We start from the raw sequence: 17192 nt of genomic DNA, 5'->3' as shown, positions 1-17192 counted from the left end.
TAACGCGGTGCGTTTTCTTCTCTTCCAGCGGGGTATTGTCGTAGAGAGTGGAGCAGGAGACTTTCGAGGGCTATAGAGGAAACGGAAGAAGTGGAGTTATTTCAGGAAAATGAAAATTAAGAGTTTTACAACTTATGGTTTTGTGTAATAATTTGAGTATTTATCATTTACAGCAACTCTTGAATTTGATAAGATGTCTGACGACAGATGACTTTAATTTATGTTGATATAGTATTTTGGCGGAATTTTAAAAACATTCGACGAGGTGAAGTAGTGAACTTTTTATGGGGCTTGTTAGGAATCACAGTCGTTCTTGGAATCGCTTTCTTACTCTCCGGAGCTAAAAAATCCATCAATCCACGGACGATTTTCGTAGGCTTGGCTATTCAAGTGAGTTTTGCGTTTATTGTACTGAAATGGGAGACGGGGCGCGAAGTATTGCTTTGGGTTTCGGGAAAGGTTCAAAATGTAATCGATTTCGCTGGCGAGGGGATCGCATTCGTATTCGGTCCTGCAGCTGATACGGAAGGATTCGGTTTCGTCTTTGCATTCCAAGTATTGACGATCATCATTTTCTTCTCATCTTTAATCGCAGTTCTTTACTATCTTGGAATTATGCAATGGTTCATCAAATTACTGGGGGGCGCTCTTTCGAAACTTCTCGGAACGAGTAAAGCGGAGTCCGTTTCTGCTGCTGCGAACATTTTCGTCGGCCAGACGGAAGCACCGCTTGTCATCCGTCCGTTCATCAACGGCATGACGCGCTCTGAGCTGTTTGCAGTCATGACGGGAGGGCTTGCTTCAGTCGCAGGTTCGACACTTGCTGGATATGCGCTTCTTGGCGTACCGCTTGAGTACTTGATTGCAGCAAGCTTCATGGCCGCACCAGCAGGTTTGATCATGGCGAAAATCATGATGCCGGAGACGGAAGAAGTGGTAGAACGCGAATTCGTCATGGAAAAAGACGATCAGGCGGTCAACGTTGTCGATGCAGCAGCTCGAGGCGCTTCTGATGGCTTGCAGCTTGCATTGAACGTCGGGGCAATGCTTCTTGCCTTTATCGCGCTTATCGCGCTGTTGAACGGCGCTCTTGGCGGAATCAGCGGCTGGTTCGGTTTCGAAGGCGTGACGATCCAAGGAATCCTCGGATTCATTTTTGCACCACTCGCTTGGGCGATTGGTGTACCGTGGGCTGAAGCGGTACAAGCTGGCAGCTTCATCGGACAGAAGCTTGTCTTGAATGAGTTTGTCGCTTACACAGCTTTCGCTCCTGAAATCCCGAATTTGTCACCGAAAACTGTCATCATCGTCAGTTTTGCGCTTTGTGGTTTCGCAAACTTAAGCTCACTTGCAATCCTGCTTGGTGGACTTGGTGCAATGGCACCGAAACGCCGTCCGGATATTGCCCGTCTTGGTATTCGCGCAGTAGCCGGAGGGATGCTTGCGTCATTACTGAGTGCGGCAATCGCAGGGATGTTCATTTAATCGAAAGATGCTTGACCCGTTCGTCATGACAATGGCGGACGGGTCATTTTTTTTGAAGGAAAACGCATGTTGAAGGAATGGGATGCAGCAGATTCCGTTTCTTGACATCTGACCTATTTTCGGCTAATATTCCTAATGGCTTGTCCACTGGCAAAGTGGGAAAAGCGGGTAGGGAGAGGGCAAATTAAAATAGAAGGTAGAGTAAATGATGATTTGGATGGACCGGATTTTCGGTCTAAAACAACATGAAACAACCGTTAAACGTGAAATGATGGCAGGAGTGATCGGTTTTTTCACGATCGTCTACATCGTTGCCGTCAACTCACTTATTTTGTCTGAAGCAGGAATGCCTGTAGAAGCCGCAATCGTCGCGACCATCGGGGCTTCTGTGTTCGGTTGTCTCCTCATGGGATTCTGGGGGAATGCACCTATTCTGCTCGTTCCGGGGATGGGCATCAACGCATTGTTCTCTTACACGATGGTCCAATCGATGGGCTTGTCATGGCAGGAAGCGCTTGCCGTGGTCTTCGTCTCTGGCCTGATCTTTGCCATCGTCGCATTTACGCGGCTTGCGAAGATCTTGAGCGCAGCTGTCCCGCATTCGCTGAAAGAAGCAATCTCTGTCGGACTCGGCTTGTTCCTTATGCTGATCGGGCTGGAAAAAGGCGGGCTCGTCGAACGTGGAACGAGCTCCATCCTGGCACTCGGATCACTCGGCGAAGCGACTGTTCTGGCGACTGTCATCACGTTCGTCATCGCGATCATCCTGTTCATCCGGAACGTTCCGGGGAACTTCTTGATCACAATCATTGCGGGTACCGGCGTCGCGTTCTTGTTCGGCTTGATTGACACGAGTGGCATGAACAGGGGGGCAGGCATGAAGCTGGAAGAGGCATTCGCAGTGTTCAATGCACTGTCTTTCAGCGGCTTGTTGACGATGGGCTTCTGGGTGGCGGTCTTCTCGCTGACGATGGTCCTGGTGTTTGAAAACATCGGTCTCGTACACGGTCAAGTGGGGTTCATCGGACATCCGGAAAAGTTCAAACGGGCTTTTCAGGCAACGTCGATTTCATCGATGACGTCCGGTGTGTTCGGCACGAGCCCGACCGTTGCGACGGTCGAAAGTGCCGCGGGAATGGCAGCAGGAGGTAGAACCGGCCTGACTGCAGTGACGACAGGACTGTTGTTCTTGGGAGCAGCGTTCTTCATTCCGGCAATCAAAATCATTCCGGATAGTGCGATTGCGCCGATCTTGATCATCATCGGTGGCTTGATGGTACAGAACATCAAGAACCTCGATATGAAAGATATGAGCGAAAGCTTCCCGGCACTCCTGATCATTGCACTGATTCCATTCACTTACAGCATTGCAGACGGCATCGCTGTCGGATTCATCTTGTATCCGATTTTGAAGATCGCCATCGGCAAATGGCGTGAAGTGACACCTGTGCTGTATGTAATCTCAGCGTTGTTCTTCGTGAACTTCGTGTTCCATGCAGTGGGCTGATGGTTCGCCAAGCAGAAAAATAAAAAAAGCTCGTCCGAAAGCCGGTTGAACGGAGTTTCGGACGAGCTTTTTCGTTTGACGATTATTTGGGGGCGAGTGGTTAAACCTTTTTCACGGCTTGTTGCCACTTCACGAGCCATTCTCCCCATCTTTGCGGATCGGGTCCAGGATTGGAAAAACTGTCAGCCCCGTTGCCACCGATGATGAATTGAAGATCTGGGCACTGGGAAGCGAGTGTCTTCATATACTCTTCCGTGACTTTTCTCCGTTCTTTCGATGAGTAGGACATCGCGACGACCTCGATTTCTTGAGATCCGATGACTTGCGGCAATCCGTCGAGTGGTGTGTCAACCCCGAAATACAAGACGCCATAGCCGTTCTCGCGCAGGAACAGTGTAAACATCAGCAGACCGAGTTCGTGGTGCTCACCACTCGGGCAGAAAGCCATCACTTTCGGTAAGTCCTCTTTTACCGGGAAGAGTCGGAAAAACTGCATGAAACGCTGATGAATGATCGAAGTGACCAAGTGTTCATGAGCAACCGTGAAATTGCCGTTCTCCCATTCTTCTCCGACCTGTACCATGAATGGTGCAAGAATATTGAAGAAGACAGATTGATGATGGAACAAGGAGAAATTCAAGTCGAGCAAATAATTAAAGCGCTCAGTGTCCATCTCAGCAGCAGCAGCCATTAATTCCCGTAACTGTCTGCTATATGGCTCGGAATCGAAAACGACTTTGCTCTCCTCCTGGATCTGTTGTGCTGTTTGTTTCGAAGCATGCAATAAGCGCACAGCTTCGCTGATCTTCATGCCATTTTGTTGGACTTGAATTTTCAGCCATTGCAAATCTTCTATATTCTGTTCGGAATACAGTCGATGTCCAGCCTCAGTCCGGGCCGGGGTAATGGCGTTATAGCGGGTTTCCCAAGAACGGATGGTCACTTTCGGCATATCCAAAAGCTTGGAGACTGCTTTAATGTTGTACATTGGATGACCTACTTTTCTGCTTATTATGTATAACTATTATACAACTTTATGGATGGTCCCGTAAAGCAACATGCTTGAGTGAAAGAGGGGGAAATTTTTTTCGATAAGAGCGAATACAATGAAAAAACGGCCGGAAGAGGCCGTTTTTTCAGCTATTCTAAAAGAAATTAAAGGGCAATTGTTTTATTCGTCGATTGGCGTTGGTGCCAATTGATGGCGATCACCATCGTCACTAGCAACATGACGAACCCGAGTACGAACGGAGAAAGGATGTTGATATCGTATAACGCACCGGCTACAAGCGGTCCTATGATATTCCCGATGCTCATGTAGGCATTATTCATTCCCATAGCGAATCCGACTTCGCCTTCAGCCATTTTGGAAATGAGCGTATTGAGCACCGGACGCAAAATAGAAGTCGCCATAAAGATAATGAGCGACACCATGAAGAACATGGCATAGCTTCCTGCGAATAAAGACAGAAGGAAACCTATAGCAGTGACCCCTAGGAAGGAGATCAACACTGGGACTTCACCAAAGCGTGTCACTAATCGGTCGACGACGAACAGCTGCACGATGACACTGACGACCCCAGTCGCTGTGATCATGAAGGCGATGTCTCTTGCCGTCGAGTCGAATTGGTTGTCGAGGTACAGACCGACGATAGATTCATAGGCGAGCAATCCTAAGCTCATGACAAGCGTCAAGATGAGCGGAATGAAGTAAGGCATTTTCGTTGAACGGACAATCTTTTTGGCCATCGATTCTTCTTTTTCCTGCTTCACATTTGCAGCGCGCAGTTGAATCGCCGCGTCGTTTTCCTTCAGTAAGGCTGCAGAGAACAGGACGGCCGCAAGCGAAACAAGGGCAGAGACGAGAAACGGTAGCTTCAAGCCATAGTCAGCGAGGAATCCACCGATGCCAGGCCCGACGACGATGCCGAGTGACATGGCCGCGGAAACAAGACTTGTTCCTTTCGCTCGCTGCTCAAGTGTCGTGATGTCTGCGATGTAGGCGAAGATGGCCGGCACGAGCATTGCGGCGCCTATACCTCCGATGATCCGTGATAAGTATAGGATCGGCAAGGAGTCGGTCGCATAGAAGACGAACATGGAAATCGTCAAGCCGAGTAGGCCGTAAATGATCATGATCCGACGTCCATATTGATCCGTCCATTTCCCCGAAATCGGTGAGAAGAGGAACTGTGCAGCAGCAAAAATTGCGATCATCATACCAGCTGCTTTTCCTCCTTGGTTGATCGATTCGAGGTAGGAAGGAAGGATTGGGATGACGATTCCGAAACTGGCGATGGCAATGAACATATTGATCATTAATATGATAATTTTCTTACGTTGATCGGCTGTCATGGAAGATACCTTCTTTCTTCAAGTTCGTTCCTGAAAAACATTTAGCTTCATTATCTTATGCGAGCTGCTTTTCTGCTGTCAATCGAATAGACTCGTTTTGGATTCCCCTTTGGACAACCGTCCATTTCGGCGCTTCCATAAACTTGTCACAGGTTGAATCGGGCTTAAGGGAAAGGTGCGTTATAATGGAAGAAGAGATTAATTACAGGAGGTCCATCCATGGAAAAATTTACGCTCGGCTCACTGCTGGATGTAGTCGGGGAATTGTTTTCAGACGAAATTTCCATCGCTGTTTCCGACCGCGAACATTATCTGTATTATCGGCCGAGTAAACGGGTGGATTTGAAAATTAAACCGGGAGATCCAGTCAAGCCAGGAACCATTGCACATAAAGCGCTGCAGACGAACCAGAAGGCTTCCGAGTTCATCAACCGTGACGTCTTCGGTGTACCGTATCACGGAATGGCCGTTCCATTCGAGAATGACGGCGAGTTGGAAGGGTGCGTCATGGCGATTTATCCGACTTATACGGAAGGGAAATCAGTGGTGACCGTGAAGAGTCCGGATGGCTGGAAGCCGATTCCGTTCTCGGAAGTGAAATATCTGGAAGTGAAAGACCGCAAGACGCATGTATATGGAGATGGTTTTTCAGGTACCAACAAAAACCCACTGCAGGAATTCGAATATTCCCTGCCACGCGACCAATTCATCCGCTGCCATCGCTCCTTTATCGTCAATGTCCATCACATAACGGAAATATTCCCGGATACGCATTCCACATTCGTCCTTGCAATGGATAACGGGGCACGAATTCCGGTCAGCCAATCGTATTCAAGCTACTTCCGTAAATTGCTGTCATTTTGAAACTGCTGCTTTAGGTAGCGTTTTTTTGTGTTTCACTCAACAATTCACTTATTCAGGCATGGATTCTCTCTTTCAAGCGATAGCAAGTTAAAATTATCTAATAATTATCAAATTAATAGCATCCGCTATATGGAAATTGTTTTCTTCATATTGAAAGCGATTGAAAACGCTTTATTTGAAAAATAGAACCTTCCAATATAAAGAGAAAGAGAGCGTGGAATCAATGGAAACACAATTAAAACGCATCAGAACCACTGAATTGCATGACCGAGTCGTGACGCCGGAGCAGGCGGCTTCATGGATCGGCGACGGAATGACACTAGGCTTGAGCGGCTTTACACGTGCAGGAGATGTGAAAGCGGTTCCTTTCGCTTTGGTCGAACGTGCAAAAACGGAAACATTCAAAGTGAACGTCTTCACAGGAGCTTCTCTCGGCTCGGATATCGATAAATTATTCGCAGAGGCAGGTATTGTCGGCAAGCGCTTGCCGTTCCAGGCAGAGCCGTTGATGCGCAAGAAAATCAACGAAGGCGAAATGCTATTCGTCGATCACCATTTATCGCATACGGCCGAATGGATCCGTACGAACGTCATCGAGCCGATCGATTTCGCAATCATTGAGGCATTAGCGATCACTGAAGACGGCATGATTATCCCGACGACATCGGTCGGTAACTCATCTGTATTCGCGAAGCATGCACGTAACATCATCGTGGAAATCAACACCTCCCAGCCGGAACTGTTCGAAGGCATCCATGACATTTATGACACAGGCATCCAAGGGGAGCGCGGTCCGATTCCGTTGACGAAAGTTGACGATCGCATCGGCACACCTGGTATTCCGGTGGACCTCGATAAAGTCCGTGGCATTGTCTTCACACATCAAGCAGATTCGGCATCGACAATCGTTCAGCCAGATGAAGAAACAGAAATCATGGCGAACCATCTCCTGGAATTCTTCCGCTCGGAGATCCGTGCCGGCAGATTGGATGAAACATTGGCGCCGCTGCAGTCCGGCATCGGTTCTGTCGCGAACGCTGTGCTTCATGGCATGGTCAAATCGGAATTCAAGAACCTGGAAGTGTACTCGGAAGTATTGCAGGATGCAGTATTCGATCTGATGGACGCTGGAAAGGTCGATTTCGCCTCGTGCTGTTCAATCACTCTATCGGATGAAAAAATGAAAACGGTCTTCGGCAACTTCGAAAAATACCGTGACAAGATCATCATGCGCCCGCAAGAAATCTCGAACCACCCGGAACTTGTCCGCCGCATGGGATTGATTTCGATCAACACTGCGCTGGAATTCGATATGTACGGAAACGTCAACTCGACGCACGTCTCTGGCAGTAAAATGATGAACGGCATCGGCGGCTCAGGCGACTTCGCCCGGAACGCACGCCTTGCGATTTTCGTAACGAAGTCCGTGGCGAAAGGCGGCAACATCTCGAGTGTCGTGCCATTCGTTTCACACGTGGACCACACAGAGCATGACGTCGACGTTGTCGTGACGGAACAAGGCTATGCCGATCTGCGTGGTCTTGCGCCACGTGAGCGCGTCGAGAAAATCATCGACAACTGTGTACACCCGGAATACCGTCCACAGCTACGCGCTTATTACGAAGAAGCGAAGACACGTGGAGGCCAAACACCACACGTGCTTGAGAAAGCCTTCGCATGGCATACAAGACTGGCTGAGACCGGTTCAATGCTTGAGAAGAGCGAACAGCTTGTGTAAAAAGAACGGCAACAGAAGCGGCGAAGGAAATCGGATGATTTTCTTTGCCGCTTCTTTTTTTCACGCGTTGAAGGTGAGCGGAAAGTGCCGTCCCGGTGCCCTGGATTGACAGATTTTTCTGCGTAAAGTGAAATAGTTGTTGTCAAGATAGATTTTTAGTATTATAATTAGCAATTGTGAAATTCGAAATGAGGGTATGATAAAATGAAAAATTCCATCTATGGATTGACGCTTGATCAATTGAAAGAATGGTTTTTAGAACAAGGACAAAAAAAATACCGTGCTGAACAAGTATGGGATTGGTTATATATAAAACGCGTCAAAGATTTCGCGGACATGAACAACCTTTCGAAGGAATGTATCGTATTGCTCGAAGAGAACTTTATCATCCGTACGTTGAAAGAAACGGTGAAACAGCAGTCTTCTGACGGCACAATCAAATTCCTTTTTCAATTGCAGGATGGCAACTTGATCGAAACGGTCTTGATGCGCTTCAAATACGGGAACTCTGTTTGTGTTACGACACAAGTCGGCTGTAACATCGGCTGCAGTTTCTGTGCATCGGGTCTTCTCCGCAAAAGCCGTGACTTGACTGCCGGCGAAATCGTCGAGCAGATCATGACGGTCCAAGAGCACTTCGATACGTATGAAGAAGGCGAGCGCGTCAGCCACATCGTCGTCATGGGAATCGGCGAACCGTTCGATAACTATACGCATCTGATGAACTTCCTGCACGTCGTCAACTCGCCAAAAGGCTTGGCAATCGGCGCACGTCACATCACTGTTTCAACAAGTGGTATCGTGCCAAAAATTTACGACTATGCGGATGAAGGCTTGCAAGTGAACTTGGCAATCTCCATCCATGCGCCGAACAACGAATTGCGTTCACGCATCATGAAGATCAACAAAGCTTACCCGATCGAGAAATTGATGGCTGCCATCGATTACTACCTCGAGAAATCCAACCGCCGCATCACGTTCGAATACATCTTGCTTGATGATGTAAACGATCATGTGGAAGAGGCACTGGAATTGGCGCGACTTCTAAAAGACAAGCGTCACCTGTCTTACGTGAACTTGATTCCATACAACTCGGTGGATGAGCATGACCAGTACAAACAAAGTAAGCCTGAAGCGATTACGGCGTTCTTCGATACATTGAAAAAGCAAGGCATCAACTGTGGCGTACGCCGCGAGCAAGGTGCGGACATCGACGCAGCTTGTGGTCAATTGCGGAGCAAGCAGATCAAAAAAGAGAAGAAAACTGTAAAAGCTTAATGATAAAAAGCAGCGGAAGAAATCATTTGATTTCTTCCGCTGCTTTTTTTGTGAAGAGTGGAATTTCCCCCCCTATGTATATTTGTAATAAACAGAAAACGAATTATAATGAAAGAAACGGAGGAGGAGAGCTGATGGCTGAAATCGACATTCGAAATCTCGGGAAAACATATGATAATGGCGCAATCGCGGTAGCTGATTTCAATCTACATATCAAGGATGAGGAATTCATCGTTTTTGTCGGGCCTTCCGGCTGCGGGAAATCGACGACACTCCGCATGATCGCGGGACTGGAAGAAATTACGGAAGGTGAATTCTTCATCGACGGCAAACGGATGAATGAAGTACAGCCGAAAGAACGCGATATTGCGATGGTTTTCCAAAACTATGCGCTTTATCCGCATATGACAGTTTATGAAAATATGGCATTCGGCTTGAAACTGCGTAAATTCAAGAAAGCGGAAATCCGGAAACGGGTGGAAGAAGCAGCAGCAATCCTCGGATTGGAAGAGTATTTGGACCGGAAGCCAAAAGCGCTGTCGGGCGGGCAGAGACAGCGTGTGGCACTTGGACGTGCAATCGTCCGGGATGCAAAAGTGTTCCTTATGGATGAGCCGCTTTCTAATTTGGATGCGAAACTCCGCGTTCAGATGCGTGCGGAAATTGCCAAGCTCCACAGCCGGCTGAAAACGACGACCATTTATGTTACTCATGACCAGACTGAAGCGATGACGATGGCAAGCCGGATCGTTGTCATGAAAGACGGCCTGATCCAGCAGGTCGGTTCGCCGAAAGAAGTGTATGACTTGCCGGCAAACCGTTTTGTCGGTGGCTTTATCGGTGCTCCTGCCATGAACTTTTTTGATGGAGCGATCGAGAACGGGATGTTCGTCATCGGGGACAAGCGCATCGCACTTGATCCGAAGCAGCAGCAGCTCATGGACGAAGCCGGCTACAGCAGCGAGCGAATCACGCTTGGCATCCGTCCGGAGCATATCCATGTATCGACAGAAGATTTATCCGACATTCCGACAAGCGAATTCGATGCGGTCATCACTGTCTCGGAATTGACCGGGGCAGAAACCATACTCCATGCTGTATACGGGGATCATGAATTTATCGCCCGCGTTGATCCTGAGGCATCGGTGCGGACAGGAGAGCGGGCAAGGCTTGCCTTTGACATGTCGCGCGTCCACTTTTTTGACAATAAAAGCGGCGAACGCATCCGGGCGCTGGAGTATTCGGAAGCGCCGGTTTCCTGACAGCTGTTTCACCGTGCGCGACGCATACTTGAAATCTGCAATTTCTTTGTTTAGCTGATTCTGAAATAGGGAAAAACAAAAAAACATGAGAATTAAGTAGCTTTTAAGAAAAGGAGCGTGTTGAAATGGTGAAGATTGCAGTGGAACATCCGTTTACATCAGTTCAAAAAGCATTGGAGAAAAAAGGGTATCAAGCTGAAATGCTCGATGACAAATACGATGCAGTGGACTATGATTGCATCGTCGTCCGGAATCAGGCGGATCTTGCGGACTTCCATATGAATGTGTCACTTGTTGAAGCGACTGGACGGACATTGTTCGAGATTGTCGAAGAAGTGGAAGAGCGTCTTGTCCGCGCCAATAAAATATCCGCCCCCGCTCCTCAGATGGAAAAGAAAAAATCCGGCATGACAGGTGGTGCCTTTATCGCCGGCGCTGCAACAGGAGCGGTCGTTGGAGCAGCCGCCAGTTTATTATTGACGCCGAAAAGCGGCAAAGAAGTACAGCAAGTCGTCAAAGAGAAAGCAGCTGACATGAAATCCGGTGGTGAAGATGGTAGCGAAGGCGGCGGCTTGAAGGAAAAGGCAAGTGATGCAGTGGGCCAAGTGAAAGAAAAGGCAAGCGGAGCCTTGGACCAAGTGAAAGACAAAGCCGATACAGCGAAAGAGAAATCGGCTGAATTGAAGACGAAGGCAAAAGCGCCGGTCGACAAGATGAAAGCGAAGCGCGAAGAGAAAAAAGAGGAAAAAGAACTAAAGAAGCAGCAGAAAGCCGTTGAAAACGAAGTGAAAGAAGAAGAAAAAGCGCAAAAAGCGCATGAAAAAGCGGAGAAGAAAGTCGAAAAAGAAATCAAAAAAGCGAAGAAAGAAGAAGGAGCGGGCAAGCCGGAAGTTGTCGAAATGGGCGAAGTGAAAGCCGAGATGGACAATCAAGGAAACGTCACGGTCACTTCTACAGACAAAGATAAAGATAAATAGTCGGAAACCAAACAGGCTGTTCGCAAGGTCATAAACTATGACTTCGCGAACAGCCTTTTTTAAGGAGTGAATAAATTTCTTAAGACTCCGCGACCACTTCATCCACAGCTTTGTGTTCCGTAGGTTCGGGCACCCGAGTCAAGATAACGAGACCGATAATGAACAGGACAACAAGGCTTGCAACACCATAACTGGAATTACCAGTCAACTGGGAAGTGACTGCAACGAGCAAGGGGCCCATAATCGCGGCGAATTTGCCGAAAATATTATAGAACCCGAAAAATTCGTTGGAATTCTCTTTCGGCACGAGCTTCCCGAAGAATGATCGGCTCAGTGCCTGGATGCCGCCTTGGCTGGATGCGACAAGCATCGCAAGAATCCAGAAGTCGACAAGTGTTTCCATGAACATCGCGTAGATGCAGACGATGATATAGACGATGATTCCGGCGTACAGCATCCGTTTCCCTGTGAAACGGTCTGCCAGACGCCCGTAAAGCAGTGCAAACGGTGCCGCAACAACTTGTGTGGCAAACAGAACGATCAGCAGGCTTGTAGCTGTTAAGCCAAGGTCCGTGCCGTATGCTGTCGACATCGAAATAATTGTCCCGACGCCATCGATGTAGAAGAAATAAGCAAAAAGGAAAAGCACAAGATTACGGTATTGCTTGATATCCCGAATGGTCTTACTAAGGCGTTTGAAACTTTGTGCGACCGGATTCGCTTCGCGTTCGATGAAATGTTTTTGCCGGACGTGACGGAACAATGGAATCGTAAACACGATCCACCAAACCGCGGTGATCAGGAATGCAATCCGGCTCGCATTCGTGACTGTAATCGGCAAGACGCCGTTTTGTGAAAGCAGAATAATGGCAAGTGCAAGGATAAACGGAATGGTTGAACCGATATAACCGAGACCGTAGCCGAATGCAGAAACGCGGTTCATGCGTTTTTCGGTTGTTACATCAACGATAAAGGCATCGTAAAAAAGGTTGGCCCCTGTCGCCCCAAGTGCGGCGAATGTATAACAGACGAGGAGCATCAGCCAATTATCGGCCGGGATAAAGGCGAGCATCGCAGTAGACACTGTCCCGAGCAGGAAAAAGACCGTGAAGAACTTCTTCTTCATTCCTTGGTAGTCCGCAAGCGTTCCGAGAATCGGGCCGAGCATCGCTAAGATAAAAGTGAAGATGGCGATCGTATAGCCGAGATACGCGGTGGAATCAGCGTTGCTGACGCCTGCTTCCGTCGCTGCGGCTTTGTAGAACAGTGGAAAGACGGCGGTCGTGATGATAATCGAATAAGCAGAGTTTCCCCAATCGTAAAATGCCCAGCTTTTCTCTTCTTTCGTGAACTTTTTGATCATCATGCATTCTCCTCTTCGAGAGATAAATTCATTGTACAAGAAGAACTAAGAAAAAGGAGGAAAACGTGTAAATTTACCGAAAATTTACGTCATCCATTTGTAAATTCACTGCAGGCCCATCACACGGTTGGCAAGCCGCTTACAGTTGTTTTGGTCGAAGAAATCGATGTAAGTCGGAGCTTCCGCATACCAGTCGTTCGTATGGATGCCTTCCTCAGCAATTTTTTTCAACAACGAATACACATCATCAATGGTTTTTGCTTTATAGCCGTACAGATCCGTGTCCAGATCGAGGTAAGTGCCTCGCTGTGAGACGAAATCTTCCTGGTCGAACATGAAGAAAACAATCGGTTTGTTCAAATAAAGGAAGTCCCACGAAACGCTCGTAATGTCGGTAAGCAGCATATCGTTGGCGGAGATGGCCTGCTCGATGGATGCTTCATTAAAGTCCAGAAATTGCACGCCGTTGCCGAATTTCTTGAAATCCTTGAAATAGTGTTCGAACTTTTTCATGAACGGATGAAGGGCTACCTGTATTTGAAGGCCATGGGTTTTCATCACTTGACGAATACGTGAATCGGTAAGAACTCCAACCATGTTCCGGAAGTAAGCGCTGGCTTTAAATGCTTCTTCGTCCATGTCAAAAAGCCACTCCCGCCAAGTCATCATCATTAAAATGTTTTTCACTTCGGGTGCCGGCGTATTTGCCGGATAGCGGTCGAAGCGCGGAAAGCCGGTGATGATCAGCTTATGTTCCGGGATTTTCCATTCGTTCAGCTTCAGTTCGTACTCAAAACGGGAAGCGCAATTAAAGAAGTCTGTGCGTTTCAACAAAGGTATATCTTCTTTTTGGATGAGGATTTTCTTAAACCCTTCAATGCCGTGGCTTATATGGGTGATGACTGTTTTCCGGTTGAGGAACAGGAACTTATCGGCTCCCGGAACGATGTCATAAAGCAGGGAATGACCATGGAACGTATAGTCGGCCTGGAAAAATAATAGGTAATTGCGGAAGCTTCCAAGCGCTACGGCATTCGGAATCGGCTTGTCCCGCGCGTAATCCGTTGCGGGGTCATACATCCAATAAGCAATCACTTCGTCAGCATGATGGATTGTTAAATGTTTGTGGAAAATAGAAGCGTTATCTTCGTATTTCTCTCCTAAGTTTCCTCCCACTAGAACAGTTTTGGTGCCTTTTTCTTTTCGGAAGAACAAAGATAAGAGAAAAGCAAAAAAGACCTTTACATAGACTTGTACAAATTCGAATTTGCGTTGTTCTTTTAATTCAATACTCATGAAGCAACCTGCTTTCTAAAAAAAATGTCTGTCTCTTTAGTCTTCCATATTCAAACAATTTTGTCTATCCAACAAAATTCAGAAAAAGTCATGTTTAATAACAAGCCGAAAGGGAAATTAGAGAGGTGATACCTAAATAAAGAATAGGAGGATTCAAATGAAGGAAAATAGTGAAGAGTTGCAGAAGAAAATGGGCACGAATGAAACGGAAGAAACATTGACGAATCGTCAAGGTCATCCGATCAGAGATAACCAGAACATGCGCACCATCGGCAGCCGTGGTCCGGCAACGATGGAGAACTATCACTTCCTCGAGAAAATGTCACATTTCGACCGGGAAGAAGTGCCGGAACGTGTTGTCCACGCACGTGGTTCTGGTGCGTTCGGTTATTTCGAAACGTATGGCAAAGTAGGCGATGAGCCGGTTGAAAAATATACACGTGCAAAAGTGTTTTCTGGAGCTGGCAAGCAGACGCCGCTTATGGTCCGCTTTTCTACTGTGGCAGGTTCCCGCCACTCGCCGGAGACGGATCGCGATCCGCGCGGCTTCGCCGTCAAGATGTATACGGAAGACGGCAACTGGGATCTTGTCGGAAACAACTTGAAGATTTTCTTTATCCGTGACGCGATGAAATTCCCTGACATGATCCATGCCTTCAAAACGGATCCGGCTTCCAACGTTGCGAATCCGGAGCGGATGTTCGATTTTGTTTCGCGTTCTCCGGAAGCGATCCATATGATTACCTTCCTGTTCTCACCTTGGGGAATTCCGGCGACGTACCGCCATATGCAGGGGTCTGGCGTTAACACATACAAATGGGTGAACGAAAAAGGTGAAGCCGTTCTCGTGAAATACCATTGGGAACCGAAACAAGGCATCCGCAACTTGACACAGGCAGAAGCGGACGCGATTCAGGCGAAAAACGTCGGGCATGCGACTCAGGATCTGTTCGAAGCGATTGAGCGTGGCGATTACCCGGAATGGGAGTTGTTCGTGCAAATCATGAGCGACGATGAGCACCCTGAGCTTGACTTTGATCCATTGGATGATACGAAATTATGGCCGCAAGATAAATTCCCGTTCCTGCCAGTCGGCAAGATGGTCTTGAACCGCAACCCGGAGAACTTCCATTCGGAAATCGAGCAAGCTGCATTTGGTACAGGCGTGTTGGTGGACGGCTTGGACTTTTCTGATGACAAGATGCTGGTCGGCCGAACGTTCTCTTATTCCGATACACAGCGCTACCGCATCGGCTCGAACTATCTGAAGCTTCCGGTCAATGCACCGAAAAAACGTGTCGCGACGAATCAGCAGCGCGGGGCGATGGATTATGACCGTCCTGGCGAAAACGGTTCGAACCCGAGCATCAACTATGAGCCGTCGATGATCGGTGGATTCCAGGAAGCAAGCAAGGAAGGCACACCGCCACATGAGCCGCATTATGATGCCAAAGCCGTGTCGGCTCCGATCGACCGCACGAACAATTACGGGCAGGCGGGTGAGACGTACCGCAGCTTCGATGATTGGGAGCGCGATGAGCTGATCAACAACCTTGGAGACGCACTGTCCGTTTGTGACCCGCGCATTCAAGAAGCGATGATCGAGCACTTCACGCAAGCAGACGCAGATTATGGCCGCCGTGTCCGTGAAAACATGGAAGAGAAAATCAAGGCGATGAAAGAAAGCGATGCGGAGCCGAAACTTTACGGTAAGCCTGCTGCAAACAAGGTAGCACAAGGAGCATCCAGTAAAGGGCACGAAGCGGATCCATATTGAAAAAATGAATTTGAACCGGTCTGGTAAGTCCGACCGGCAATAGCAAAGGAGTCCCTGCAATCAATTGATTGCAGGGACTCCTTTTTCTCATTGGGAATACATCACTTCTCTTCATTGTCGGAAGAAGAGGGTTTCTTCTTTTCCTGGCGTCCGGGATTGCCCAGCACTTCAGCCAAGGCATCCTCTGTCGACGACTCGGCCAGTTTCACTTTGGAGCGGTAGGCCGCACGCGTAATCAAGTGCCCAGAGACAGGAGCTGTCAGGAAGACGAACGTGATCCCGAGCAGTAGCCGGACGCTGATGAATTGCTCGGCTGCCCAGAAGTAGATGAACGTCCCGAGCAGGGAAAGCAGTACAGCAAGCGTCGAGCTTTTCGTCGCTGCGTGTGAACGCGTATACACATCCGGCAGGCGCAAAATGCCGATCGCGCTGATCACGGCCATGATGCCGCCGGTAAGGATGAGGAAAACGCCGAAGCCTTCAACGATCTGAATCATGTTCGACAATCTCTCCTCTCTCTACGAAACGGGCCAGCGCAATGGTACTGATGAATGCGAGAATCCCGACGATCAGGATGACTTCCAAAAACGCATGGGTGCTGAGTGCGACTGAGAAGACTGCGACAGCTGAAATCAAGTTGACACCGATCATATCAAGCGCCACGACCCGGTCCGGCATCGACGGTCCTCGGATGATCCGGTAGAGCGCGAGCAAAATTGCCAAAATGTACAGTGATAGTGCAATAGTCAATACGATTTCCATCAATCTCTCGTCACCTCCATGATCGCTTTCTCGAATACTTTGATCGACCGAAGAACCGCATCACGCGACTCTTCGACATCCATTGCGTGGATATAAAATACTTTTCCATCAGGTGAGACTTCCATGACGACCGAGCCTGGCGTAAGCGTTAGTAAGAGTGCGAGTGCCGTCAATTCGTAATCTCCTTCGAGGTTGTGTTCATAACTGAAGATTCCCGGCTTGATTTTCAATTTCGGGCTTAAAATTTGGGTGATGATCAACAAGCTCGATTGGAACAGCTCGGAAATGAAAATCAGCAAAAGCTTGATTGCCGAGTAGACGCGGATCAAGTAGAACTTAGAGCCGAAAAAGCGCTGCATCAAGAACAGGACGCCGATTCCGAGCAAGTAACCGGCGATCAATGTCGACAAACGGAACGTTTCTTCGTCCATCAGCAATGTCCAAAGAATCGCGATTGTAATATTCAGGAGAAACTGTGCCGGCATGGGCATCCCATCCTTTCAACATTATTTTCGGCTGTGACTGGAA

15 protein-coding genes are annotated in these 17192 nt (G+C 48.2%); 8 read left to right on the top strand and 7 right to left on the bottom strand.

Annotated features, from left to right (window positions below):
- Nucleotides 1-273: 273 nt before the first annotated feature.
- Nucleotides 274-1485 carry a NupC/NupG family nucleoside CNT transporter gene (locus tag GIW82_RS08540; RefSeq protein ID WP_370456142.1) on the top strand — a complete coding sequence of 404 codons (1212 nt, stop codon included), beginning with the start codon at nucleotides 274-276 and terminating at the stop codon, nucleotides 1483-1485.
- A gap of 205 nt (nucleotides 1486-1690) precedes the next feature.
- A complete protein-coding gene (locus GIW82_RS08535) occupies nucleotides 1691-2992 on the top strand; it encodes an NCS2 family permease (protein WP_154749408.1) in 1302 nt (433 codons plus the stop codon).
- 100 nt (nucleotides 2993-3092) lie between these two features.
- On the opposite strand, the gene GIW82_RS08530 is transcribed toward GIW82_RS08535, so the two are convergent.
- Both GIW82_RS08530 and GIW82_RS08525 read right to left on the bottom strand, forming a co-directional pair.
- Nucleotides 3093-3980, bottom strand: a complete 888-nt coding sequence (locus tag GIW82_RS08530) for a MerR family transcriptional regulator (RefSeq protein ID WP_154749407.1) — start codon at nucleotides 3978-3980, stop codon at nucleotides 3093-3095.
- A 167-nt stretch (nucleotides 3981-4147) separates the two neighbouring features.
- Nucleotides 4148-5347 carry an MFS transporter gene (locus tag GIW82_RS08525; RefSeq protein WP_154749406.1) on the bottom strand — a complete coding sequence of 400 codons (1200 nt, stop codon included), beginning with the start codon at nucleotides 5345-5347 and terminating at the stop codon, nucleotides 4148-4150.
- A 219-nt stretch (nucleotides 5348-5566) separates the two neighbouring features.
- Between GIW82_RS08525 and GIW82_RS08520 the strand changes: the two genes are divergently transcribed.
- From GIW82_RS08520 to GIW82_RS08500, 5 genes are all read left to right on the top strand, one after another.
- A complete protein-coding gene (locus tag GIW82_RS08520) occupies nucleotides 5567-6211 on the top strand; it encodes a LytTR family DNA-binding domain-containing protein (protein WP_154749405.1) in 645 nt (214 codons plus the stop codon).
- 223 nt (nucleotides 6212-6434) lie between these two features.
- Entirely contained in the window at nucleotides 6435-7949 is a 1515-nt protein-coding gene (locus GIW82_RS08515; RefSeq protein WP_154749404.1) for a succinyl-CoA:acetate CoA-transferase ScpC, read from the top strand.
- 204 nt (nucleotides 7950-8153) lie between these two features.
- Entirely contained in the window at nucleotides 8154-9227 is a 1074-nt protein-coding gene (gene rlmN, locus GIW82_RS08510) for a dual-specificity RNA methyltransferase RlmN (protein WP_154749403.1), read from the top strand.
- Between the two features lie 134 nt (nucleotides 9228-9361).
- Nucleotides 9362-10489, top strand: coding sequence for an ABC transporter ATP-binding protein (locus tag GIW82_RS08505; RefSeq protein WP_154749402.1), 1128 nt, complete (start codon nucleotides 9362-9364; stop codon nucleotides 10487-10489).
- Nucleotides 10490-10614: 125 nt separating this feature from the next.
- Entirely contained in the window at nucleotides 10615-11466 is an 852-nt protein-coding gene (locus GIW82_RS08500) for a YkuS family protein (protein ID WP_154749401.1), read from the top strand.
- A gap of 79 nt (nucleotides 11467-11545) precedes the next feature.
- On the opposite strand, the gene GIW82_RS08495 is transcribed toward GIW82_RS08500, so the two are convergent.
- Nucleotides 11546-12826 carry an MFS transporter gene (locus GIW82_RS08495; protein ID WP_370456178.1) on the bottom strand — a complete coding sequence of 427 codons (1281 nt, stop codon included), beginning with the start codon at nucleotides 12824-12826 and terminating at the stop codon, nucleotides 11546-11548.
- 108 nt (nucleotides 12827-12934) lie between these two features.
- Nucleotides 12935-14125: a CDP-glycerol glycerophosphotransferase family protein gene (locus tag GIW82_RS08490; protein ID WP_154749400.1), complete on the bottom strand. Its 1191-nt coding sequence runs from the start codon at nucleotides 14123-14125 to the stop codon at nucleotides 12935-12937.
- 157 nt (nucleotides 14126-14282) lie between these two features.
- Between GIW82_RS08490 and GIW82_RS08485 the strand changes: the two genes are divergently transcribed.
- On the top strand, nucleotides 14283-15902 hold the full coding sequence (locus GIW82_RS08485) for a catalase (protein WP_195913987.1): 1620 nt from the start codon (nucleotides 14283-14285) through the stop codon (nucleotides 15900-15902).
- Between the two features lie 101 nt (nucleotides 15903-16003).
- Here GIW82_RS08485 and GIW82_RS08480 read toward each other — a convergent pair whose 3' ends face one another.
- The 3 genes from GIW82_RS08480 to GIW82_RS08470 are packed head-to-tail and all read right to left on the bottom strand — an operon-like array spanning nucleotide 16004 to nucleotide 17149.
- On the bottom strand, nucleotides 16004-16399 hold the full coding sequence (locus tag GIW82_RS08480; RefSeq protein ID WP_154749399.1) for a Na+/H+ antiporter subunit G: 396 nt from the start codon (nucleotides 16397-16399) through the stop codon (nucleotides 16004-16006).
- Nucleotides 16383-16667, bottom strand: a complete 285-nt coding sequence (locus GIW82_RS08475; protein ID WP_154749398.1) for a Na(+)/H(+) antiporter subunit F1 — start codon at nucleotides 16665-16667, stop codon at nucleotides 16383-16385. Before GIW82_RS08475 ends, GIW82_RS08480 begins: the two co-directional genes overlap by 17 nt.
- On the bottom strand, nucleotides 16664-17149 hold the full coding sequence (locus tag GIW82_RS08470; RefSeq protein ID WP_154749397.1) for a Na+/H+ antiporter subunit E: 486 nt from the start codon (nucleotides 17147-17149) through the stop codon (nucleotides 16664-16666). The genes GIW82_RS08475 and GIW82_RS08470 overlap by 4 nt, the downstream gene beginning before the upstream one ends.
- Nucleotides 17150-17192: the final 43 nt, after the last annotated feature.

The organism is Planomicrobium sp. YIM 101495 (genome assembly GCF_009707665.1).
GTDB lineage: Bacteria > Bacillota > Bacilli > Bacillales_A > Planococcaceae > Planococcus.
The sequence above is the reverse complement of the archived record's forward strand: the minus strand, read 5'-3'. Positions and strand labels throughout refer to the sequence as shown.

Bases quoted from the DNA above. Each gene is read 5' to 3' on its own strand.
- GIW82_RS08535 (WP_154749408.1), top strand. From the start codon at position 1,691: ATGATGATTTGGATGGACCGGATTTTCGGTCTAAAACAACATGAAACA.
- GIW82_RS08530 (WP_154749407.1), bottom strand. From the start codon at position 3,980: ATGTACAACATTAAAGCAGTCTCCAAGCTTTTGGATATGCCGAAAGTG.
- GIW82_RS08525 (WP_154749406.1), bottom strand. From the start codon at position 5,347: ATGACAGCCGATCAACGTAAGAAAATTATCATATTAATGATCAATATG.
- GIW82_RS08520 (WP_154749405.1), top strand. From the start codon at position 5,567: ATGGAAAAATTTACGCTCGGCTCACTGCTGGATGTAGTCGGGGAATTG.
- GIW82_RS08515 (WP_154749404.1), top strand. From the start codon at position 6,435: ATGGAAACACAATTAAAACGCATCAGAACCACTGAATTGCATGACCGA.
- rlmN (WP_154749403.1), top strand. From the start codon at position 8,154: ATGAAAAATTCCATCTATGGATTGACGCTTGATCAATTGAAAGAATGG.
- GIW82_RS08505 (WP_154749402.1), top strand. From the start codon at position 9,362: ATGGCTGAAATCGACATTCGAAATCTCGGGAAAACATATGATAATGGC.
- GIW82_RS08500 (WP_154749401.1), top strand. From the start codon at position 10,615: ATGGTGAAGATTGCAGTGGAACATCCGTTTACATCAGTTCAAAAAGCA.
- GIW82_RS08490 (WP_154749400.1), bottom strand. From the start codon at position 14,125: ATGAGTATTGAATTAAAAGAACAACGCAAATTCGAATTTGTACAAGTC.
- GIW82_RS08485 (WP_195913987.1), top strand. From the start codon at position 14,283: ATGAAGGAAAATAGTGAAGAGTTGCAGAAGAAAATGGGCACGAATGAA.
- GIW82_RS08480 (WP_154749399.1), bottom strand. From the start codon at position 16,399: ATGATTCAGATCGTTGAAGGCTTCGGCGTTTTCCTCATCCTTACCGGC.
- GIW82_RS08470 (WP_154749397.1), bottom strand. From the start codon at position 17,149: ATGCCGGCACAGTTTCTCCTGAATATTACAATCGCGATTCTTTGGACA.